Source organism: Methylobacterium sp. ARG-1 (assembly GCF_001262595.1).
GTDB lineage: Bacteria > Pseudomonadota > Alphaproteobacteria > Rhizobiales > Beijerinckiaceae > Methylobacterium > Methylobacterium brachiatum.
In genome coordinates this window covers 117,465-138,586 of sequence record NZ_LHCD01000001.1, presented here as the reverse complement: position 1 = coordinate 138,586, position 21,122 = coordinate 117,465, and the positions used below count along the sequence as shown (strand labels likewise).

Genomic DNA, 21,122 nt, shown 5'->3' with positions numbered 1-21,122 from the left:
CTCAGCGCGCGGGAGCTGGGACGCGGCGGGACTCGCCGAAGATCGCGGTGGTTGGTGCCTCGCCGGGGCGGACGAGGCCGCGATACATGCCCTCAGTGTTGAACGGCATCGCGACACGGCCGCGCGCGTCGACGGCGATCAGTCCGCCGCGGCCCCCAACCGCCGGGAGCGCGTCCTCGACCACCGCCCGGGCCGCCGCCGCTAGGTCCTGGCCCCCGTAGGCCATGCGCGCGCAGACATCGTGCGCCGCCGCGACGCGGATGAAGGCTTCGCCCGTGCCGGTGCAGGAGACGGCGGCGGTCCGGTCGTCCGCGTAGGTGCCCGCGCCGATCAGCGGCGAGTCGCCGATACGGCCGGGACGCTTGTTGGTCATGCCGCCGGTCGAGGTCAGGGCGGCGAGATGGCCGTCCCGGTCGAGGGCGACGGCGCCCACCGTGCCGAACTTGCGGGTCTCGTCGAGGGGCCCCGACGCCGTGTCGTGATCGAGGGCCACCTGCCCGGCGGCCAGTGCCCGGCGGAGCTGGTCGCGGCGGGCCTCCGTCGAGAAGAAATTCGGTTCGACCATCTCCAGACCGTGCTGCAGCGCGAAGGCCTCGGCGCCGGCCCCGGCCATCAGCACGTGCTCGCCCGCCTCCATCACCGCGCGGGCTGCGCGGCCGGGCCGGCGCACCCGCGCGACCCCCGCAACGGCACCGGCCAACAGGGTGGCGCCGTCCATGATCGCGGCGTCGAGTTCGTGGGTCTCGGCGCTGGTGAAGACGGCGCCGTGGCCGGCATTAAAGAGCGGGCACTCCTCCAGGAGGTCGACGGCGCAGCTCACGGCGTCGAGGGCGCTGCCGCCGGCGGCGAGGCAGGCCGCTCCGGCCGCAAGGATCTCGGCGAGGGCCGCGTGATAGCCCGCCTCGACAGGATCGGCCTGGCCCGACGCGATCGTCCCGGCACCGCCGTGGATTACGAGTACGGGGCTGTGGTCGCTCATGGAACGGTTCCCGGGGGCGGGGTGTCGGGCAGGTCGTCGGTTCCGCCCTGCGGCGGCCAGGCGGCGTAGTCGCGGTCGAGCCAGGGCAGGACGGCTTCCGTCACCTGCGTCGCGGCCGGGACGAGATCCACGGTGGCGTGGGCGAAGGCGCTCGCCAGGGCCTCGACGAGGGCCGTCAGGCTGGCATCTGAGGCGGCAAAGTAGTGGCAGTCAGTCTGCGCGTAGAGCGCGATCGTAGCGGTGGCGACGAGGGGCGAGTGCGGTCCGTCGGTCAGCGCCAGAACCGCGGCGCCGTGCTTCCGGCCGATCTCGGCCAGCCGCACCGTGTCGGCGAAGTACCGCGGGGTTGCGAGCGCGATGACGAGGTCGTCGGTCGTCAGCCGGCGCAGAGTCCGGGCGGCGAAGCCGGGCCCCTCCAGTGTCGCCAGCAGGTGGACGTCCTCGCGGTTGACGTCGAGGTTGCGCGCCAGGATGCCGGCCGGCCAGCTGCTGCTGCCCAGCCCGACAATGTAGACCCGTCGGGCCCGGCGGATCGCCTCGACGGCCTGCGCACAGGTCTGGCCGTCGAGCCCGCGGCGTGTCGCTTCGATGTTGCGGACGATGTCGGCCAAGGCTCCGTCAAGGATGCCGGACGCGGTAGCGGTTTGATCTCGGCCGCCGCGCAGCTTCTCGACCGGGGCGAGCGCCTTCTCATAGCCGAGGACGAGGGCCGCGCGGAACTTTGCGTAGCCCTCATAGCCCACAGCGCGGGCAAACCGATTGGCGGTGGCGACTGAGACGCCGACCAAGTCGGCAAGCTCATTCACGGGCAGGGTCGCAGCGCGCAACGGATGATCAAGGACGAAGCGGGCTACGTCTCGGTGAGCGGAGCTTAGCGCCGGAAACGCTTGTGCGATCCGCTGCGCGACAGACAGTTCCTCCTGGTCCGATGCCACGACGCTCCAGCCGATCAAAAAATCTCACTGGTGGTCAGTCTGAGAGTTTTTTCGATCACCCGCAAGCGCTTCGATGCTTATTTTCACAGCACCGGCTGCACAAATCGCTGAACTTTCCAGGCAAATTGGGCCATCTCACTCGTGATCAGATGCGGATCTGGGGCTTCGTCCCGAGGCGAGCCGCATAATTTTGGTTCGCGGGCGATCGGTTCGTCGGTCCGGAGCAGAGCTTTCGGTGACGCGGTGCGCCGAGGGCAGCCTCGCTTTGCGCAGGTCGTACGTCGCATTGCGGGGGCATCGGGAAGCCACTTCAATCAGTGGCCCAACCGTGATCGCAGGAGCGAGATAGATCTTCGTCGGGTCCGACGAACATGGCGGCCTTGGCGATCGACGCTTGTAACTGTGGTGCGTAGGTCTTGCCTCTACCGCAAGGTCTGGCGCTCGCTCGGCTACAAGTAGATCAGAGTCATCACATTGGGGTCCGCTTTCGGGCAAGGATGAGAGTCCGCTGAATGGCCGAGATGGGCGCAAAGCCGAATGTCTGATCTTGCGAGCTTCGGCGATCCGGCGTCACGTCTTTTGGCCGATAGGAGATAGTCCGCTTGCAGCTGAGCGGAGCAAAAAGCGGTCGCGCGCCTGGCAGGTCTTAGAACGGGAGAAGTCGCCGGAAGCGGGCGATGTTCACGAGCGACACCAGGGATGAGGCCACGTAGGTGAGGGCCGCGGCGCGCAGTACGGTGCGGGCGCCAAGCATATCGTCAGCGTCAAGGAAGCGACCTGTTTCCAGGATGGGCAAAGCCCGGCGGAAGCTCGCGTCGAGCTCGACAGGCAGCGTTAAAAGGTGAAACACGAGGCGAACGCTGAGGAGCGCGATGCCGAACCCGACCTGTAAGGCGAGTAGGGCGGGGGATTTGGTGACGGCAAGCATGATGGGCGCGGTCATCATGACCAAGCCTGGAGCAAACTCGAAGCCCCGGACGACCTGGGCGAAGGTCACCCGCGCCGCGAGCAGCCGATCCCCCTCCGCGTGCTGGAGCGCGTGAGAAACCTCATGTGCTGCGACCGCGACCGCCTTTATGGAGCGGCCGTTATCACTCTCTGGCGACAGGCGCACGACGTTGGCGACTGGATCGTAGTGGTCGGCTTGCGCGATCTCGACGGGAACATCCTCGAGCCGTGCCAGGTCGAGTAGATGGCGGGCTAGTTCGCCTCCGGTCCCGGGCAGGTCCGGCCGCTCGGTGGCGTGTTGCTGCATCGCCCGACGCACCCACCACTGGGGTCCGAACACGAGGCCGAACAGAAGGGTGACGCCGAGCGCCAGGAGGACAGGCATACCGCGTATGTAGGCTCGCGGCCGAGTCGGTGTAAGCGCGGCGCTTTACACCACCACCTGCGCGTCTCTTGGGCCAGGAAGAAGGATGAAGTTGCGGTTTGGCGGGCGGCCGAGGCGTTCGCGCGGCCCGTTCTGGTGCGTTACCATCGTGACCGACGTGAAATGCGGACGCGGCACTGGGAGGTGGCTGGCCCAAGGTGGATCAGGGCCGCACGGCCGGCGTCTCTAGTGGCAGCGGGGCGGCCCGAGTCACGAGGTAGAGTTCGAGCGCGATGTATTCCGGCGCGCCGTACCCGAAGGGCTCGGCACGCATGCCGGTGAGGCAGTTGCGCAGGCGTCGCTGTAATGAGCCGAGACCCTGCCATTCGAGGCGGTAGAGCGGGTAGCCGGTCGGATGTCCCTGCGGGATCGCCGCCGCGCCAAGGCGGCGGCCCCAATGGTCGTCGTGGCAGATCGCGCAGGACAGGCCGAGCTGTCCCTGACGCGCCTCGAAGAGTGCGCGGCCCTCCGCCCGTGTGGGATCGAGCCGGGGATCGTCTGGTGGGGTAATCGGCAGCCCGCGGGACTGCGCGACGATGAAGGCCGTGAGCGCCAACAGGTCAGGGCTCTCGTAGGCGAGAGGCTCAACGCGCTGATGCTCCCGTCGGCAGGTGTTGACCCGGGCCTGGAGGTCGATGGGTTTCTGGGTCCGCGCGTCCCAGGCGGGATAGCGTGTCGCGACGCCGCGCATCGTGGACGAGGCCTCGCCGTGGCAGCCGGCGCAGGCGGGGCGGCCGGAGGGAGGCGCCTTCGTCCAGAGATCTTCCCCATCCGCAACCGCGAGCATGCCGGGATTGGCCCCGTCGTCCCGCTGCATCGCCTGGATCTCGGGGCTCATCTGATCGAAGCCCGAGCGCCGCTCGGCCGGCGGGATCGGCTCCGCCCCAGTGAGAGCGCCAGAGAGGAGCAGGCTCACGGAAGCCACCGGCAGCAGACGGCTCAGGCGGCGCGGCACGGCCAGGCTCAGGCTACGGTGATCGCCGCGGACTCGGTCTGGTCGAAGCCGCCATCGCCGCGCCACGTGAAGCTGAAGCGGCCGCTGCGCGTCGCGATCCAGGTGAAAGTGATATAAGGGTTGGCGGCCGAGGCGGGAAACAGCTCGGCCCTGAAGATCTCCTCGTCCTCGAAGCGGCAGACGAAGTCCGTCACGATGTTGCGCGGCAGGATGCGGCCGTCGGCACCGGGTCGGAAGCCCGTTTCCATCGGGTGAGAGATCAGGGTCTTGATCGTGATCGTGTCGCCGGGCTTGGCGGTCTTCGGCAGGTTGATCAGCGTCCGGGCCATCGGGGTCAGCCCTCCAGGCAGGCGGCGAGGGTCACGATGGCATCCGCGCTCGCCGACCAGTAGGTCCCGTCGCTCATCTCGGCGATAGCGGTGATGCGCTGCGTGTCGGCGAGCCGGATACGTGTCGAGAGCTGCGCGCGACCGGCGCCCGGCCTTAGGTGAGCCGTGACGACATTCGGCTGCGGATTCCTCTCGTTGAACACGCCGATCCGGCGCACATGATCCTCGGGCGTCATCGCGCTCTCCACGCTGATGGTGAGCGGCACCGTGTTGCCGTTTTCCACGAGCGGCGGCAGGTCGAGGGTCACCCGGCCCGGCCGGATCGGGTTGTCACCCGCGAAGCGCCGGATGGCGGATTCGGTCGTTTCGGTGCGCGGGAGCGTCGCCGCGGCGGCGGGGCGCAGCGCGATGACAAGCACAGTCCCGGCCAACCCGGCGAGCACGCCGCGCCGGTCCATCGAACGCGCGCTCCGTCTCCTGTGCCTGCTCATCGGCTTTCCTCGGGGCCAGCCTCGCGCAACGTCGCCAGAAAGGCGACGACATCCTCGATCTCGGCCGCGCTCAGGATTGGGCGCCCCTGCCACGCCCGCCCCACGCGGGCGAGCCCCGCGAGGCTATAATAGGATGGCATGATCGTCTCCGGGTTCAATACCCGTCCGTCCACCAGCCGCAGGCGCAACTGCCCCGGGCTCAGCCGCCCGCCGACACCCGTGAGATCCGGCGCGAGGTTGCCCTGAAACCGCTCCTCCGGGAAAGGCCCGGCATGGCAGAGAAGGCAGAGCCCGCGGGTCCGGTCAACGACGATGGCCCGGCCACGCGCGGCATCGCCCGGCGCGCCGGTGAGGCCCTGAGCAATGGCGTCGCCGACGACCGTGGTGGGTACCAAGCCCTCCTCGGCCTGCGACGGCGGGGCGGCGAGCGCCAGCACGAGAATGAGGGCCGAGCGGCCCTGGCTCATCCGAACACGTCCCGGGTGATCGTCCGATACCAGCTCTCGCCATAGGCTGCCTCTTGCGCGCGCACCTCATCGGGCGCGTCGATGGGGCTGATCCCGCCGGCTCCCGGAACGTCCGCGAGGAGCCCGTCGGTCGGGCGGAAGACGCCCGCGATCGAGATGCCGTTGCCCGGTGCGACGAGGCTCCAGCAGGTGTTGATGAGCTTCGGGCTCTCGGGCTTCCGTCCGGCCAGCAGATCGATCACCGCCTGCGCGCAGACCTTGGCTTGCGAATTCGCCGAGAAGGCGGATTTCGGCATCGCCCCGGCGATCGCCGCGTCACCGATGACATGGATGCCCGGCACGAGGCGCGATTCGAAGGTCACGGGATCGATCGGGCACCAGCCGCTGCGGTCGGTGCAGCCGGCTTGCGCGGCGATGCGGCCGGCGCGCTGGGGCGGGATGATGCACGCCACATCGGCCTTGTACTCCGCGAAGTCCGTCCGAACGACCATCGCGGCGGAGTCGACTTCCGTGACCGCGCCGCCTGAGGCGAGCGGCACGTATTCGAGCACGTCCGGGTACAGCTTCGCCCAGGCGGCCTCGAACAGTTTCTGCTTCGAGAACGTGTCCTTGGCGTCGAGCAGGACGAGCTTCGCCTTGGGCTTCCGGGTCTTCAGGAAATGCGCGATCAGGCTGGCGCGCTCGTAGGGGCCGGGCGGGCAGCGATACGGGTTGGCGGGCGCCGAGATCACCACCGTGCCGCCCTCCGGCATGGCCTCGAGCTGGCGGGCGAGGAGCACCGTCTGCTCCCCGGCCTTCCAGGCATGGGGCATCGCCGCGGCGGCTCGCTCGTCGTAGCCCGGCACCACATCGAAGCGCAGGTCGATACCCGGCGCGAGAATTAGGCGGTCGAAAGGCAGCGCCGTCCCGTCGCCGAGGCTCAACCGGCGTGCGGTGGGATCGACCCCGGTGGCGGTCGCGCGCACGAACCGAAGCCCTGTCCTGGCGAGGGCCTCGTAGCCGAAGGTCTGGGCGTCGATGCCGCGGAGCCCCACGACGACCGCGTTGCTGCCCGTGCAGGCGATGTAGCGCTCCGCCGCCTCGACGAGGGTGACGTCGACGCCCCCGGCGGCGAGCGTGCGCGCCGTCGTAGCGCCGCCGAACCCGGCGCCGACGACCACGACACGCGGAGCCGTACCGCCGAAAGCCGGGCGCGCCAGCACGCTCGCCGCAGTGGCGCCGATCACGGCACGGCGCGTCGGCGCGGGAAAGGTGTCGCGCTTCACCGCGCCCCCTGCGATGCGAACCAAGCGGCGATGGCTTGGCTTTCCTGCGCGTCGAACCCCTTGGCGATCCGGTTCATGATCGTCGCCGGGCGGGTGCCGCCGCGGAAGGCGTCGAGCGCGCCGACGATCTCGGCCTCGGACCGCCCCGCGAGGGCGCCCATGGCGGCGCCCTCAGCGTGGCAGCCGGTGCAGGACGAGGCGCCGGGCGAGGGCCGCATCCCGGCGGCGCGCGCGCCCGTCCCCCCGGCCAGAGCGGCGAGCAACGCGAGCGCCGGCGTCATCGCCCTCATGCCCGGCGCAGATCCGTGTCCTTCAGCGGAAGCTGGCGGACGCGCTTGCCGGTCGCCGCGAAGATCGCGTTGAGCACGGCCGGCGCGGCGACTGCGATCGTCGGCTCGCCGACGCCGCCCCAGAAACCGCCGGACGGCATCAGGATGGCCTCGACTGCCGGCATCGCGTCCATCCGCATCACGGGATAGCTGTCGAAGTTCGTCTGCTCGATTCGCCCGTCCTTCACCGTGCAGGCGCCGTAGAGCGCGGCCGAGAGACCGTAGACGAAGGAGCCCGCCACCTGCGCATCGATCTGCTGCGGGTTGACCGCGTGGCCGGGATCGGTGGCCGCCACGATACGGTGGATCTTCAACTCGCCTTGGTCGGAGACCGAGACCTCGGCCGCACCCGCCACGTAGCTGCCGAACCCCATCGTCTGGCAAATGCCGCGGTAGATGCCCTCGGGCGGCTTATTGGCCCAGCCGATCCGCTCGGCCACCGCCTGCAGCACGGCCCGGTGCTTCGGGTGGTTGTCCATCAGCTTCAGCCGGAAGGCCAGCGGGTCATGGCCAGCGGCGTGGGCCAGCTCGTCCATGAAGCATTCGAGATAGATGGCGTTCGGGTTCAGGTTCACGCCCCGCCAGAAGCCCGGCAGGATGTGCGGGTTGCGCATCGCGTGGTCGACGAGGATGTTCGGAATCGTGTAGCCGATCGCGGCCTCCGGTCCTCCGGGATTGAGACCCTGGAAGGTAACGGGGTCGCGGCCTTCGACCATGCGTTGAGGGGCGACCGAGGCCAGGATCGACTGGCCGGAGATGCGCATGTGCAGCCCGGTCAGGTTGCCGTCCCCGTCGAGGGCGGCGCGCATCCGGCACTGCGTGACCGGGTGGTACCGGCCATGCGTCATGTCCTCCTCGCGGGTCCAGATCAGCTTGACCGGCGTGCCCGGCATCTCCTTCGCGATGAGCACCGCCTGCCGCACCCAGTCGTGCGTGGCGCCGCGCCGGCCGAAGCCGCCGCCGAGATGGATCTTGTAGACCTCGCAGGACGTGGCCGGCAGCCCGGCGGCGTCGGCGGTCGCGGCCAAAGCCGCCTCTCCATTCTGCGTCGGCGTCCAGACCTCGCAGCGCTCCGGCGTCCAGAGCGCGGTCGCGTTCATCGGCTCCATCGTGGCGTGGTTCTGGAACGGCACGCCGTAGACGGCCTCGACCACTTTGGCAGCACCCTTCAGCGCGCCGGCCACGTCGCCGGCCTTATTGCCGACGAAGGCCTGCTCGGCGTCGAGCCCCTCGCGCAGGGTCGCCGCGATGGTCTCGCTGGAGACCCTCGCGTTCGGGCCCTCGTCCCAGACGATCGGCAGGGCGTCGAGGGCCGTCTTGGCACGCCAGAACGTGTCGGCCACCACCGCGACCGCGCTGTCGCCGACTTGGATGACTCGTCTCACGCCGGGCATGCCCGACACCGCCGCGGCGTCGAAGCTCTTCACGCTACCGCCGGTGACCGGGCAGTCGCGGATCGCGGCGTTGAGCAGGCCAGGCAGCTTGAGATCGATCCCGTAGACCTGGCTGCCGTCGAGCTTAGGCAGGGTGTCGAGCCGCTTCAGTGGCTTGCCAGCAATGGTCCAGTCCTTCGGATTCTTGAGCACCACGTCCTTCGGCGGCTCGATCTTGGCCGCCTCTGCGGCGACAGCGCCGTAAGTGGTGCTTCGGCCGGTAGGACCGTGCGTGATGACGCCCCGCTCGACGCGGCACTCGACAGGCGGCACGCCCCAGCCCTTCGCGGCCGCGGCAATAAGCATGGTGCGGGCGGCGGCGCCGCCTTTGCGCACGTACTCGTGGGAATCGCGCACGCCCCGACTGCCGCCGGTCGAGTAGTCGCCCCAGACGCGCTTGCGGGCGAGGTTCTGGCCCGGGCTCGGATACTCGGTGGTGACCCTGGCCCAGTCGCAGCCGAGTTCCTCGGCGACGAGCTGCGCGAGGCCGGTGAGCGTGCCCTGGCCCATTTCCGAACGGGCGATGCGGATCACCACGGTCTCGTCCGGCTTCACCACGACCCAGGCGTTCACTTCCGGCGTGGCGGGCGCCGCGTCGAGGGTCGCGGCGCGTGCGGGGAACGGGATGTGGAAGCCCAGGGTGAAGAGACCGGCGCCGGCAAGCAGTGTGCGACGGGTGGGGCGAACAGCCTGCGGGGAGGCCTTGGATTCGAGATTCATCTGCTCTCTCTCCGTCAGCCGGACTGGCCGCGCTCGGCGGCAATCTTGATGCCCGCGAGCACGCGGTTATAGGTGCCGCAGCGGCAGATATTGGTGATCTCCTGACGGATCTGCTCCTCACTGGGACGCGGGTTCTGCGCCAGCAGCGCCGCCGAGGCCATGATCATCCCGGGCTGGCAGAAGCCGCATTGCGGCACGTCGAGCTCGGCCCAGGCCTGCTGGACCGGATGGCCGGCATCCGGGGCAAGCCCCTCGATCGTGATGATCTTCTGACCTGGCTCGACCGCGGAGAGCGGCATTGAGCAGGAGCGGACGGCCGCCCCGTCAATATGCACGGTGCAGGCGCCACACTGAGCGATGCCGCACCCGTACTTGGTGCCGGTCAACCCGATCTGCTCGCGGATGACCCAGAGGAGCGGCGTGTCGGGCTCGGCATCAACATCCCGCACGACGCCGTTGACGTTCAGTCGTGCCATCGGATCCTCTCTCTGGAACGATCTTAATGTATTCAGTATCTCTAATGCGAGGACCCCTCAAGGGATGGCGTGCGCGGACGGTTAGCAGCCTTCGTCCGGCGTTCAGACGTGCCGACTTCTGCGCCCCAAATGCGCCGAGGCCCTCGATGCCGAAGGCGTGACCTCCCCTGCCATCGAACTGACTTCTGCTCCCTTGCAGAGGCCGCCTGCCAAGCGTGAAGCTCCAGAAAGGCGGCCCGGTCAATCGCATGACGTGTCGGACTCCTCGCGGATCCCAGCCGCCTTCAGCTGGATCGTAATCGAGCACCAAGGCGTGCCCGCTGGCCTGAAGCTGTTCTCCAAGCGGATAGCCGCAGATCCTTCCGGCCGCGCGCCTCCGCACGATGGGTCCGATGATGCTTCGCGCACAACTGAAGCCCATCATTCAACCCGAGACGACGTCCGCTTCCGGAATACCGGCGTCGATCGCCGAATGGCCGTGATGGGCGCAAAGCCGAACGTCCACTTACGGCCAAACCGCCAACGTCGACTCGTGGCGCAAAGCAGTCGAGTGGATAAGGCCGAAAACAGACTGAAATTCCTTTTGAAATCGTGGACCGAACCGGGCGGTCTAGCGATAGTCCGCCGGTGTTAGACCGTGGCGGGCCACCTTGTCGTAGAGGGTCTTGCGCGGTAGGCCGAGGGCTTCGGCTGCCGCGCGGACATCGCCACTGGCAACGATCAACTCGTCCCGGATTAACCGCCTCTCGAAGCGCTCTAGCTGATCGACCAGACTACCGCCGGTCGCATCCGCGATGACGCGTGGAGGCTCGACCAAGCCGAGGGCGAAGCGTTCGGCGAAGTGGCCGAGCTCGCGGATGTTGCCGGGCCACGCGTGGCGATGCAGGTGGTCGCGCACGGCCGGGGTGATCGGCGGGGTCTCCCGCTCGAAGCGCCCGGCGGCCCGCCGCAGGAAATGCTGGAACAGCAGCATCACGTCCTCGCCCCGGTCGCGTAGGGGCGGGATCGCGATCGTGATCACGTTGAGGCGGTGGTAGAGATCGTCCCGGAACGTGCCCTGGGCCGCCGCCTGCCCGAGATCGACCTTGGTCGCGGCCACGACCCGCATGTCGACCGGGCGCACCTCGTTGGTGCCCAGCGGCTCCACGGTGCGCTCCTGCAGCACCCGCAGCAGCTTCACCTGAAGTGTCAGCGGCATGCTCTCGATCTCATCGAGGAAGAGCGTGCCGCCCTGTGCATGCTCGATCCGCCCGACCCGCCGCTTGACCGCTCCCGTGAAGGCGCCGGCCTCGTGGCCGAACAGCTCACTCTCGACCACGGTGTCCGGCAGCGCGCCGCAATTCATCGCCACGAGATTCCGCCCGGCCCGCCGGCTCCAGCGATGGAGCGCCCCCGCGACGACCTCCTTGCCGGATCCGGTCTCGCCGAACACCAGCACGTCGACATCGGCGCGGGCCACTTCGCGCACCAGGGCGCGCAGCGCCACGATCTCCGGCGAGACGCCGAGGAAGGACGGGTCATCCTCGATTGCCGCGTCGAGCCGCGCGCGCAGCGAACGGTTCTCCATCACAAGGCGGCGCCGCTCCAGCGCCCGGCGCACGGACGCGACGAGGCCCTCGGCCGGATAGGGCTTGGCCAGGAAGTCGTAGGCGCCGCCCTGCATGGCGTTCACCGCCATGCGGATGTCGCCGTGGCCCGTGATCAGGATCACCGGCAGGTCCGGATCGACCCGGCGCAGACGCGCCAGCAGGCCCACCCCGTCGAGGCCGGGCAGGCGCACGTCGGTGACCACGACCCCGGGGGGCGCGGCCAGGATCGCCGCCAAGGCCGGCTCGGCGGCGTCGAACGCCTCGACCGCGAACCCTTCGAGCTCGAGGCTCTGGCGGTTGGCCCGGCGCACCTCGGCCTCGTCGTCGATGAAGACGACGCGCTCGGAGTAGCCCGGGTCTTCTGCCGCGTCGGTCACTGCGCCACTCCCACCGAAGATCCCACGCCCGAGGCCGCCCGGAGCAATTCCATCCGGAAGACTGCGCCGGTGCCCGGCCGGACGGCCATGGTCAGGTTGCCGCCGCAATCCTCCACGATCCCGCGGGCGATGGCGAGGCCGAGGCCCAGCCCGTCGGTCTTCGTCGTGAAGAAGGCGTCGAAGACCTGGCCACGCAGGGCTTTGGGGATGCCGGGGCCGTTGTCGAGCACCTCTAGCGCGACCCGGTCGGCATCCACGGCGATCACCTGCAGCTCCACGCGGGGCTCGGGACGGCCCGCCACCGCGTCGACGGCGTTCTGGAGCAAATTGACCACGACCTGTTCGAGGCGCGGCCCGTCGCCGAGGACGCGAAGGGCCGCAGCGGCCGCATCGACCTGCACCGGGACGCCCAGGGTCGCGGCGCGCGCGCCGACGAGTTCCAGCGCGTTGCCCAGCACGTCGCGCAAGGCCACCGGCTCGCGCCGCGGCGAGGAGCGCCGGGCGAAGCCCTTGAGCTGCCGGGTCAGGCCGGCGATGCGGTCGGTAAGCCGGCCGATCGCGAAGGCGTTTTCGGCCGCGTCCTCGATGCGTCCGCGTCGGACGAGGATCGCGGTGTTGTCGGCATAGGAGCGGATTGCCGCGAGCGGCTGGTTGATCTCGTGCGCCATGCTGGCCGCGAACTGGCCGAGCGCCGCCAGCCGGCCGGCCTGGGCCAGTTCACGTCCGAGACGCTCGCGCTCGGCCTCGGCGCGCTCCCGCTCCGCGATCTCGGCGCGCAGCTGGGCGTTGGCCTCGCTCAGCGCGCGGGTCCGCTCGCTGACGCGGCTCTCCAGCTCCATCCGATGCGCGGCCGCCCGCGCCAGCCGGGCCCGGGTCCGCCGGCCCCGGTCGAGCAGGGCGGCGGCGGCGAATCCGGCGAGGCCGGTCGCGAGCGCCGCGATGATCCAGGCCTGCAGCCGCTCCCGCTCCACGGCGCTCCCGACCGGGGTCAGCGTGTGCAATTCCCAGTCGGTTCCGGGGACGGGCGCCTGGGTCGTGATCGCCGTCCAGGCCGGCACCGCGCCGCGCCCGACGCGGATCACGTCCGGCACCCCCTCGACCGGGTGCAGGGGCAGTCGCTCCAGGGGGGCCGCGCCGAACTCCCGGCCCTCGCCGATCCGGACGCGCTCGGCCGCGTCGATGGCGCCGAGGGTCCCGAACCGCCAGTCCGGCTCGCTGGTGACGAGGACGATGCCCCGCGCGTCGGTGACGAAGGTGACCTCGCGCGCCGCCCGCCACGCCGCCTCGACAACGTCGAACTCGACCTTGACCACGACGACGCCGTCGCCGTCGCCGATGCGCCGCGCGAGGTAGAGCCCCGGTCGACCGCTGACGGTGCCGAGGGCGAACTGCGACCCGGCCCCGCCCGCCAGCGCCTGCCGGAAATACGGCCGGAACGTGTAGTCGCGCCCGACGAAGCTCTGCGCCGCCCCGGCATTGCTGGCTGCGACCGTGATGCCGTCCGCACCGATGAGGTAGATCACGGCCGAGCCGGTGGCGGCGGCCACCTGCGCAAGCCGCCGGTCGACGCGATCCAGCAGGTCCCGCCCCGGCGCGCGGCCGACCGCGGCGACGATCTCCGGGTCGGCGGCGAGCGCCAGGGGCAGGGAAGCCTGCTTCTGCATCTCGGCCAGCAGCACACCGACCTGTAATCCGATCGCCGAGCGCGCGTTGCGCCGCAGGTCCGCCAGCGTCCACCGCTCAGCGGACCGCCCGGCGAACCAGGCGGCGCAGAGGATCGCGCACAGACCCGCCACGATCAGGAGCGTCCGGCGCGCGACCGCGTGGCCGAGCCCACCGGTTCCGTGCGCCCCCATCCCGGTCACCGGCCCGCGCCCGGTGCGGAATCCCGGACCGGATTAGCAAGGCGCGTGCGGATTTCCGCACGACCGGGTCTCCGACCGACCCGGCGCAGCCGAGAAAAGATTAATGGGTTGAATTGTTTAAGCAAAACGTCGCGGGGTTCCACGGCTGGTACGGAGATTGCCATTCTAGTTGCGCAACGCAGCCATGCCCTTGCGGCAAGACTGCGCGCCGAGAGGACAAGACCAAGCGCGGACGCCGCCTGGATACCCCGGGGCCAACCGCCATGACCCAAGCCGATCCTAGGGAGATCCATCCATGGCCGCCGTACCGTCACCGCTCACCGCACCCCATCCGCCGACGAAGCCGAAACCGCTCTACCGGACCTTGTATTTCCAAGTCTTGGTGGCCGTCGCGATCGGCATCACGCTGGGACACCTCTACCCCCAGCTCGGCGCTGAGATGAAGCCGCTGGGCGACGCGTTCATCAAGCTTGTCAAGATGATCATCGCGCCGGTGATCTTCCTCACCGTGGTCTCCGGCATCGCCGGAATGACCAATCTCGAGAAGGTCGGGCGCGTCGGCGGGAAGGCGCTGATCTACTTCCTGACGTTCTCGACCCTCGCGCTGATCGTCGGACTCGTCATCGCCAACGTGCTCCAGCCCGGGAACGGCCTGCACATCGACCCGAAGTCGCTCGATCCGAAGGCGATCGCCACCTACGCCGGCAAGGCGAAGGAGCAGAGCATCGTCGAGTTCCTGATGAACATCATCCCGTCTACGGCGGTGGGTGCCTTCGCGGGCGGCGAGATCCTCCAGGTGCTGTTCTTCTCGGTGCTGTTCGGCTTCGGCCTCGCCTTCCTGGGCGATCGCGGCAAGCCGGTGCTCGACATCATCAAGGTGCTGTCCGAGGCGATCTTCGGCGTCGTGAACATCATCATGAAGGTCGCCCCGATCGGCGCCTTCGGGGCGATGGCGTTTACGATCGGCAAGTACGGGATCAGCTCGCTCGCCAACCTCGCCTACCTGGTCGGCGCGTTCTACCTGACCTCCGCGATCTTCGTGCTGGTCGTCCTCGGGGCCGTGGCCCGCTACAACGGCTTCTCGATCATCGCGCTGATCCGGTACATCAAGGAGGAGCTGCTGCTCGTGCTCGGTACCTCCTCGTCCGAGTCGGCGCTGCCCTCGCTCCTGGAGAAGATGGAGCGGGCCGGCTGCTCGAAGCCGGTCGTCGGCCTCGTCGTGCCCACGGGCTACTCGTTCAACCTCGACGGCACGAACATCTACATGACGATGGCGGCGCTGTTCATCGCCCAGGCGACAGATACGCCGTTAAGCTACGGCGAGCAGGCGCTCCTCCTCCTCGTCGCCATGCTGTCCTCCAAGGGCGCGGCGGGCGTCACCGGTTCGGGCTTCATCACGCTGGCGGCGACGCTCGCCGTGGTGCCCTCGGTGCCGGTGGTCGGCATGGCGCTGATCCTGGGCGTCGACCGGTTCATGTCGGAGTGCCGCGCGCTGACCAACTTCATCGGCAACGCCGTGGCGTGCATCGTCGTGGCGCGCTGGGAGAACGAGGTCGACGAGGAGAAACTCGCGGCGGCCCTCTCTGGGCGTGCCACGACGCCCGTGTCGCGTGAGCCGGCCCTGCAAGCGGCTGAATAAGCCGTTATCGCCGCAGACCGTACTAGCGTGCGGCCTGCGGCGACCTTGCTCGCAGCACAGATCGCAATCTGGGTTGATGTAATGGTGCTTGGCGTCGCGAACGGACCTCGAGTGCTTCTAAATGCGCTAGCAAATATACACGCAATTTTCCGATCATGGTTCCAGTAATAGGCATGCTGCATTCTATTGTCGTCCCTGAATATGGATATTCCACTCATCGTTGGCGCGCGGAGGCATGGCTCGGAAGTATCTTCGAGGTCTCGATTGACCGACATAGGCTCCAAGCGGCGGGCCGGATCTGGTCGCTTTCATACGAAAGGTCATAGTCCGGTTTCTGCCCTACCCCGTTGTTGATCTCTGCTGCGTCGACCACCGGGAAGCGGACCTTCCCAGGCCGTACATTAGCTTGCAGACGACCGCGGAGCTTCACAGTGCGCCTGATTCCGTAGCATGCCCGTATGCGAATCTCTCGGTGGCGCTGTCATGACGCTCAATGTCGCTATGGGGAAGCGCTCGATATCCTCTAAATGACCGGGATGGGCGCATAGCCGAACGACCGGCTTTGAACCCATTGGCGATCTAGCATGGCGCAGTCTGGCCGAAAGCCGGTTGTCCGCTTCGGAGAAAGCCCGCGGGAAAAGCGGACAACCTGCTACCGACCCAACCCGGCCGTCCAAACCGTGAGTGGCGCTTCTCCAAAGCGGCCGTTAGACGCCGATGTCACCGATGGCTAGTTTTCGATCTCGCTCCGCCATTTCGGCTTCGTCGCCTGGAAACAGCATCTGTACGCTGTCGATAGCGGCCCGTTCTTGCACCTGCTCGACGAACGGCCGTAGCCCTTCCTCGTAGACGTGAAAGGCGGCGGCATGGTCGTCCGGATGCCGAGCCAGGGCGTCAGCCAGCCTTCCTGCGCCGATGATGGCCATCGAGCCACCGAGGCCCGCGAACGGAGACACGCAATAGCCGGCGTCGCCGACGAGAGCGATGCGCCCGTGAGACCACGTCGGCATCCTGATCTGGCTGATACGATCAAAATAGAAGTCGTTGTCCTCGCCCATACGAGCGAGCATGTCGGGCACTTTCCACCCCAGACCGGAAAAATGCTCCCTGATCAGGCGACGTTGCTGATCCTTGTTTCGGTAATCGTATTCGATCTCGCCAGCCGTGCGGAACCCGAAGCCGATATCCGTGCGATCGTCATAGCCGTTCAGCATCGCCATCCGCCCAGGAACGGCAAAAAGCTCCGAGCTATTCGGTTCGAGCAGTCCAGTGTCCGGCACGACTTTGAGATAGAAATATCCGCCCATGAAATGGGTGAACTGCTCACCGTCGCCGAACACGAGCCTGCGCGTGTTGGAGCGATTTCCATCGCAGCCACAAATCAATGCAAATTCGTGCTGGCTGCCGTCGCTGAAGGTCGCCGATACCGCTTCCGGACGCTCCTCGATCGCCACGATCGAACGGTTGAACCGCAGTTCCACAGCGCCCTCGATCGCGCCGCACAGAACGTCCAACAGGTCGTCGCGGTGGGTCTCGTAGCGGGGCCCCGCCTCATCGTCTGGGTGGTGGGCCATATCGCCCAACGTTGCGTTCTCCGCATCCTTGAAGGCGAAGCGTCGAGGCGGAAGCGTTCTGGCGCGAACAGCGTCCATCAACCCCATGCGTGTGAGGATGGCGATTGTCTCCCCTTCGATGTCGACGGGCGTCCCGCCGCGTCGCAGGCCCGGTGCGACCTCGACCACCGTGACGCGATATCTTAGCCGGTTGAGCCAAAATGCCGTCGCCAAGCCGGCGAAGCTTGCGCCGCTGACGAGTGCGGATCGCGGCTCGGTGGAGGAACTGGACATCACGGTTGACGTAGGCATGCCGGCACCTCAAAATAATTTCGATACAAAACTATACCGAGTATATTTTTACGTGCAGGACCAGGCAAGCCCCAAGCTAGATAGGCGCACCCGGAAGCGGCTGGCGACGCGCCAAGCCATCTCCGATGCGGCCACTCGCCTGTTCATGGAGCACGGCTTCGATCGGGTAACGGTCGATGAGATCGCGGAGGCCGCCGATGTCGGCCGCATGACCGTGTTCAACCATTTCCCCCGCAAGGAGGACATGTTCTTCGATCGGGAGGAGGAGATACGCGGAATGGTGGCCGCGGCCATCCATGGGCGGGACGCGGGAGCGAGCCCGGTGACGGCGCTACGCTTGCTCGCTCACCGTTGTATCGAGGACCGAAACCCGCTCCTCCCGCTTTTCGGTGCGCCACTGAGGTTCGTGGCGACGGCGCTGGCGAGCGAAGCGCTAAAGGCGCGCGCCCGCCAGATGGGCAGCGAGTTCACGCGCGTTCTGGCAGCGATGATGGCAGAGTCGGTCGATCGACCCACGGACGATCCCGACGCGCATCTGATTGCGGGCTTGCTCGTGGCGACGTGGAGCGTCGCCTTCTTCGAAGGGTACAAGGTGGCTGACACGCCCGGCGACGCCGATGCTGCCGGCCGCGTCTTTCTTCGTCTCATCGATCGTGGTTTCCGCGCTGTCGCGGGCGCGGCAGCGGGAACACCCTATGTCGAAGCAGGGTGACGATATCTGGCAACACATTGGTGGCAGCAGATTTCGGAAGGGTTTGCTTGGGGCTGTGCGCGGTGACCGCAATGATATCCGCCGCAACGCGTCCGTTGCCCCGAAGCAGACCGCCTCCCTCGACCCAACTCAGCGGCTCACCACTTCGGCTCTGGTGCGACAGTGCGGACAAACGCCCGTTCGCCCGTTAGTCAGAATGCCAGGTCAGGGCACCATCACGTCCATGACCCATGTCACACCGAACCGATCCGTCAGCATCCCATAGAGCGGCGACCAAGCCGACGCGCCAAGCGGTTGCAGGACCGACGCGCTGACGCGCAGCTTCTCCCAGTACGCGGTGATCTCCTCCGGCGAGGTTCCGCGAACCGAGACGTAGACCGCGTTCTCGCCGGGGTTCCACGGCTTTTCCGGCTGCACGTCATAGGCCATGATCCGGAAGCCCTGATCGGACGTCACTTGGCCCCAGATCACCTGCTGGCCTGCGCAGCATCCTGCGTCGTCCCAAGGTCCCCGTAGGTGGCGATCGACAGATCGCCCCCGAAGACGAAGCGGTAGAATTCAAGCGCTTCGCGAGCCTGACCCGGAAGTTGAGATGGGTCGTTGTCTGGACGGACATGGCGGTCTCCGATGTGCGGGGCGTCTTGTCGTGCCCTGCGACCGGGATGTATCAACCCCCACCTGACAGAAACCGGCAGTAGGCTGATGGCACGGAGCGACCGCCTCTTCCGTCTCCTTCAGGCGATGCGAACCCTGCCGAAACCGGTAACGGCCGCACGGCTAGCCGAGGAAACCGGCGTCTCCGTGCGATCGCTTTACCGGGACATCGACAGTCTCCGGGCGGCGGGAGCCCGGATCGACGGCGAGCGGGGGTACGGCTACCGGCTTGCCGAGGATTACGCCCTTCCACCGCAGACCTTGGATCGGCTGGAGATCGAGGCTTTGGCGCTTGGCATGGCCGAGGTGCGCGCCATGGGCGACCCCGACTTGGCAGCGGCAGCGGCTTCGGTCGTGGCCAAAGTTGCGGCGACACTGCCGGACGATCGCGAGCAACATCTGTTCCACTGCGTGTCGAAGGTCTATCGCCCCGAAGCACGCTACGCGCCCTCAAATGACCTGGGTCTGATCCGGCAGGCGTGCTGGCGGGAAGAGGCGCTGACCATCCGCTACACGGATGAGCGCGGTTCGGGCACGCTGCGGACGATCCTGCCATTGGCGATCGTCCACACGGAGCGGCGACTGGTCGTTTTATCGTGGTGCCGTCTACGCGAAGCGTTCCGGATGTTTCGGATCGACCGCATCGCCGAAGCCAGGGTCGAGGGAGGAAGCTTTCGGCCAAGCCGGGCGTCCCTGCTGCGCGCCTACCTCGAAGCTCTGGAAAACGAAACTGTGGCCCCGGCAGCACGATCTGGTGGCTGACCGCTTCAACGCCCTCACCACTCAGAAGCGGACAATCCGCAAACCACCCTAAGCGGCCTTCCCGCTTGCGACCCAACCCGGTCGTCGGGACTGCCGTCAGCGCTTCCCGAAAGCGGCCGTTAGTCGGTCGTTCGACAGCTTCGGCTAAGGGTGGCTATCGGACCTTGGTCCCTGATCCAGAAGCGGACATTCCGCTTCCGACCCTTAGCTGTGGATCGCCGCTGCAGACACCTTACTCGGCTTCGTCACTACCAAGATGGAGGTAAATCGGATCGAACTCCGCCGCCGCCTTCGGCCCTTCCCAGTCGTGAACCGTAAGTCGTCTGCTGCGCAGGGTGATAAGACCAGCAGCCTTCAGGTCGCGAAGGGTGCGGTTGACGTGGACTGGCGTGATCCCGAGCGCGTCCGCAAGCTCGGGCTGCGTCATCGGCAACAGACAGGTGTAATCCGAGGAGAGCCCAATTACCTGCAGGCGCGTGATCAACTCGCACAGCAGGTGGGCCATGCGGGCGTAGGCTTCGCGCCGACCGACGTTCAACATCCACTCACGGACGAGTGCCGCGTCGATCAACGTAGAGCGCCAGAACACGGCCTCAAGCCGTGGGTGAGCACGCATCGAGTGCCGAATTGCGTCGTGCTGGACGAAGCCAACCCTGCATAGTCCGACCGCGGAAATGCTGTTGTCGAGAACCTTCAGATGCAGGCTCTGAAGGTCGGGTACGTCGCCTGGAACATGGTAGGCCATGGCCTGACGCCTGCCTGCCTGGGTGGTCTTGTAGGTGGAGACGATGCCTTCCAGTACAACGACACTGCGAGGGGCGGTCACCTTCACGCACGATATCCTGGCCAGTCTCGAAGCTGGCCACATGCAGGGGCAGAGCAAGCAGCGCAGCCTTCTCATCCTCGCTCGGGGCGAAAGGGGCGATGCTCTCTACCTTGCGGAGGATCAGGTGCGTGTTGGGTCGGTCAAATGATCCAGTCATTGCGCTCTCATTCCCGTTCGCGAGCGAGAGCGTAACGTCTCCGGCCGCTGACCTCGTAGGATCATATGCCGGGGCCGGCAATCTTCTGCCGCATACCAAGCTTCCCCCAAGTTGTAGAGATACCGTGCTTCCTCGCGGTTAGCTTTGCCCCAAACAGACTTCCGGGTCTGCAACTCGCCATGGGCGCCGAGGCGCGGCATACCGGCCATGCAGTGGAAAAGCTGATCTAGGTGCGGGCTTTGCTCGCGACGAGGTGCAATTCTAGATGGTATGGCAGGCTTCGATCCAGGCACGCCGGCACCTGAGAGTTAGCAACTCCCGCCCCACTCACCGGCGGAGGGCTACTTGCCGCGCTTCTTTTTCAACATTTACGATAGCGTCAGCTTGCCTGACGATATGGGCACCGAACTTGCCGACTGGCAGGAGGCCCGCATCCAAACCATCGAGTTCGCAGGCGAAGTCATCAAAGATGAAGCCAAGCGCATCGCGCTAGGCGAGGATTGGCGCATTGAGGTGACGGACGAGCAGAAGCTCGTGCTGTTCCGCTTCGACTTCATCTCCCAGGAAGCTCCAGCATTGTCGAGCCATCGCGGCGAGGCTGAATTGTCTTAGCTTGAGACGCCTCTGTCGGGCTTCCGCTTCCCACCCGTCCCGGTCGTAGGTCTCTGCCTCATGACAGCCGGCAAGCGGACGCTCCCAGCTTCCGCAAAGGGTCGTTAGCGGGCCCGACGACGATGTCCGCTTCCATGGATCGCCGTCCCAAAGCGGACGGACGGCAATCCACCCATCTGAGACGTTCAGGCGAGTGATACGCCGCGGCAGATGATGACCGATAGCGGCCCGTCCGCTTCGAAGCTTGGGAAGTCGAAGAATGGACGTTCGGCGCGGCTCAGGTGGGGACAGCCTCATGACCCATTTCGGACCT

General features: G+C 67.3%; 20 protein-coding genes. 4 read left to right on the top strand and 16 right to left on the bottom strand.

Annotated elements, in window-relative coordinates; all coding sequences use genetic code 11:
- Position 1: 1 nt before the first annotated feature.
- The 13 genes from AKJ13_RS00655 to AKJ13_RS00595 form a co-directional block, all read right to left on the bottom strand.
- On the bottom strand, positions 2 to 979 hold the full coding sequence (locus tag AKJ13_RS00655) for an isoaspartyl peptidase/L-asparaginase (RefSeq protein WP_050731667.1): 978 nt from the start codon (positions 977 to 979) through the stop codon (positions 2 to 4).
- On the bottom strand, positions 976 to 1,914 hold the full coding sequence (locus AKJ13_RS00650) for a MurR/RpiR family transcriptional regulator (RefSeq protein WP_050731840.1): 939 nt from the start codon (positions 1,912 to 1,914) through the stop codon (positions 976 to 978). Before AKJ13_RS00650 ends, AKJ13_RS00655 begins: the two co-directional genes overlap by 4 nt.
- A gap of 646 nt (positions 1,915 to 2,560) precedes the next feature.
- Complete coding sequence (locus tag AKJ13_RS00645; protein ID WP_050731666.1) at positions 2,561 to 3,247, bottom strand: zinc metallopeptidase; 687 nt, start codon at positions 3,245 to 3,247, stop codon at positions 2,561 to 2,563.
- Between the two features lie 202 nt (positions 3,248 to 3,449).
- The gene (gene soxA, locus AKJ13_RS00640) at positions 3,450 to 4,241 is read right to left on the bottom strand and encodes a sulfur oxidation c-type cytochrome SoxA (protein WP_050731665.1); all 792 of its coding nucleotides are present in this window, start codon (positions 4,239 to 4,241) and stop codon (positions 3,450 to 3,452) included.
- An 8-nt stretch (positions 4,242 to 4,249) separates the two neighbouring features.
- Positions 4,250 to 4,570 carry a thiosulfate oxidation carrier complex protein SoxZ gene (locus AKJ13_RS00635; RefSeq protein WP_050731664.1) on the bottom strand — a complete coding sequence of 107 codons (321 nt, stop codon included), beginning with the start codon at positions 4,568 to 4,570 and terminating at the stop codon, positions 4,250 to 4,252.
- 5 nt (positions 4,571 to 4,575) lie between these two features.
- Complete coding sequence (locus tag AKJ13_RS00630) at positions 4,576 to 5,028, bottom strand: SoxY-related AACIE arm protein (RefSeq protein WP_050731663.1); 453 nt, start codon at positions 5,026 to 5,028, stop codon at positions 4,576 to 4,578.
- A 29-nt stretch (positions 5,029 to 5,057) separates the two neighbouring features.
- Positions 5,058 to 5,528, bottom strand: coding sequence for a sulfur oxidation c-type cytochrome SoxX (gene soxX / locus AKJ13_RS00625; RefSeq protein ID WP_050731662.1), 471 nt, complete (start codon positions 5,526 to 5,528; stop codon positions 5,058 to 5,060).
- Complete coding sequence (locus AKJ13_RS00620; protein WP_050731839.1) at positions 5,525 to 6,754, bottom strand: NAD(P)/FAD-dependent oxidoreductase; 1,230 nt, start codon at positions 6,752 to 6,754, stop codon at positions 5,525 to 5,527. The genes soxX and AKJ13_RS00620 overlap by 4 nt, the downstream gene beginning before the upstream one ends.
- A 35-nt stretch (positions 6,755 to 6,789) precedes the next feature.
- The gene (locus AKJ13_RS00615) at positions 6,790 to 7,083 is read right to left on the bottom strand and encodes a cytochrome c (protein WP_050731661.1); all 294 of its coding nucleotides are present in this window, start codon (positions 7,081 to 7,083) and stop codon (positions 6,790 to 6,792) included.
- A complete protein-coding gene (locus AKJ13_RS00610; protein WP_050731660.1) occupies positions 7,080 to 9,275 on the bottom strand; it encodes a molybdopterin cofactor-binding domain-containing protein in 2,196 nt (731 codons plus the stop codon). The genes AKJ13_RS00615 and AKJ13_RS00610 overlap by 4 nt, the downstream gene beginning before the upstream one ends.
- Positions 9,276 to 9,289: 14 nt before the next feature.
- On the bottom strand, positions 9,290 to 9,751 hold the full coding sequence (locus AKJ13_RS00605) for a (2Fe-2S)-binding protein (protein ID WP_050731659.1): 462 nt from the start codon (positions 9,749 to 9,751) through the stop codon (positions 9,290 to 9,292).
- Between the two features lie 610 nt (positions 9,752 to 10,361).
- Complete coding sequence (locus AKJ13_RS00600) at positions 10,362 to 11,717, bottom strand: sigma-54 dependent transcriptional regulator (protein WP_050731658.1); 1,356 nt, start codon at positions 11,715 to 11,717, stop codon at positions 10,362 to 10,364.
- Positions 11,714 to 13,573 carry an ATP-binding protein gene (locus tag AKJ13_RS00595; protein WP_050731657.1) on the bottom strand — a complete coding sequence of 620 codons (1,860 nt, stop codon included), beginning with the start codon at positions 13,571 to 13,573 and terminating at the stop codon, positions 11,714 to 11,716. Before AKJ13_RS00595 ends, AKJ13_RS00600 begins: the two co-directional genes overlap by 4 nt.
- Positions 13,574 to 13,877: 304 nt before the next feature.
- Here AKJ13_RS00595 and AKJ13_RS00590 point away from each other — a divergent pair, with 304 nt between their 5' ends.
- A complete protein-coding gene (locus AKJ13_RS00590; protein WP_050731656.1) occupies positions 13,878 to 15,221 on the top strand; it encodes a dicarboxylate/amino acid:cation symporter in 1,344 nt (447 codons plus the stop codon).
- Positions 15,222 to 15,928: 707 nt separating this feature from the next.
- Here the strand turns inward: AKJ13_RS00590 and AKJ13_RS00585 are convergent.
- Positions 15,929 to 17,068, bottom strand: coding sequence for an FAD-dependent monooxygenase (locus AKJ13_RS00585; protein WP_064774596.1), 1,140 nt, complete (start codon positions 17,066 to 17,068; stop codon positions 15,929 to 15,931).
- Here AKJ13_RS00585 and AKJ13_RS00580 point away from each other — a divergent pair.
- Positions 17,052 to 17,798: a TetR/AcrR family transcriptional regulator gene (locus tag AKJ13_RS00580; protein ID WP_244471466.1), complete on the top strand. Its 747-nt coding sequence runs from the start codon at positions 17,052 to 17,054 to the stop codon at positions 17,796 to 17,798. The genes AKJ13_RS00585 and AKJ13_RS00580 overlap by 17 nt on opposite strands.
- 204 nt (positions 17,799 to 18,002) lie before the next feature.
- Here AKJ13_RS00580 and AKJ13_RS32095 read toward each other — a convergent pair whose 3' ends face one another.
- On the bottom strand, positions 18,003 to 18,254 hold the full coding sequence (locus tag AKJ13_RS32095; protein WP_200905561.1) for a hypothetical protein: 252 nt from the start codon (positions 18,252 to 18,254) through the stop codon (positions 18,003 to 18,005).
- A gap of 246 nt (positions 18,255 to 18,500) precedes the next feature.
- On the opposite strand from AKJ13_RS32095, the gene AKJ13_RS00570 reads away from it, so the two are divergent.
- Entirely contained in the window at positions 18,501 to 19,214 is a 714-nt protein-coding gene (locus AKJ13_RS00570) for a YafY family protein (RefSeq protein ID WP_050731653.1), read from the top strand.
- Between the two features lie 232 nt (positions 19,215 to 19,446).
- Here AKJ13_RS00570 and AKJ13_RS00565 read toward each other — a convergent pair whose 3' ends face one another.
- Entirely contained in the window at positions 19,447 to 20,046 is a 600-nt protein-coding gene (locus AKJ13_RS00565) for a Crp/Fnr family transcriptional regulator (RefSeq protein WP_348270926.1), read from the bottom strand.
- 496 nt (positions 20,047 to 20,542) lie between these two features.
- Between AKJ13_RS00565 and AKJ13_RS00560 the strand changes: the two genes are divergently transcribed.
- Positions 20,543 to 20,809 carry a hypothetical protein gene (locus AKJ13_RS00560; RefSeq protein ID WP_050731652.1) on the top strand — a complete coding sequence of 89 codons (267 nt, stop codon included), beginning with the start codon at positions 20,543 to 20,545 and terminating at the stop codon, positions 20,807 to 20,809.
- Positions 20,810 to 21,122: the final 313 nt, after the last annotated feature.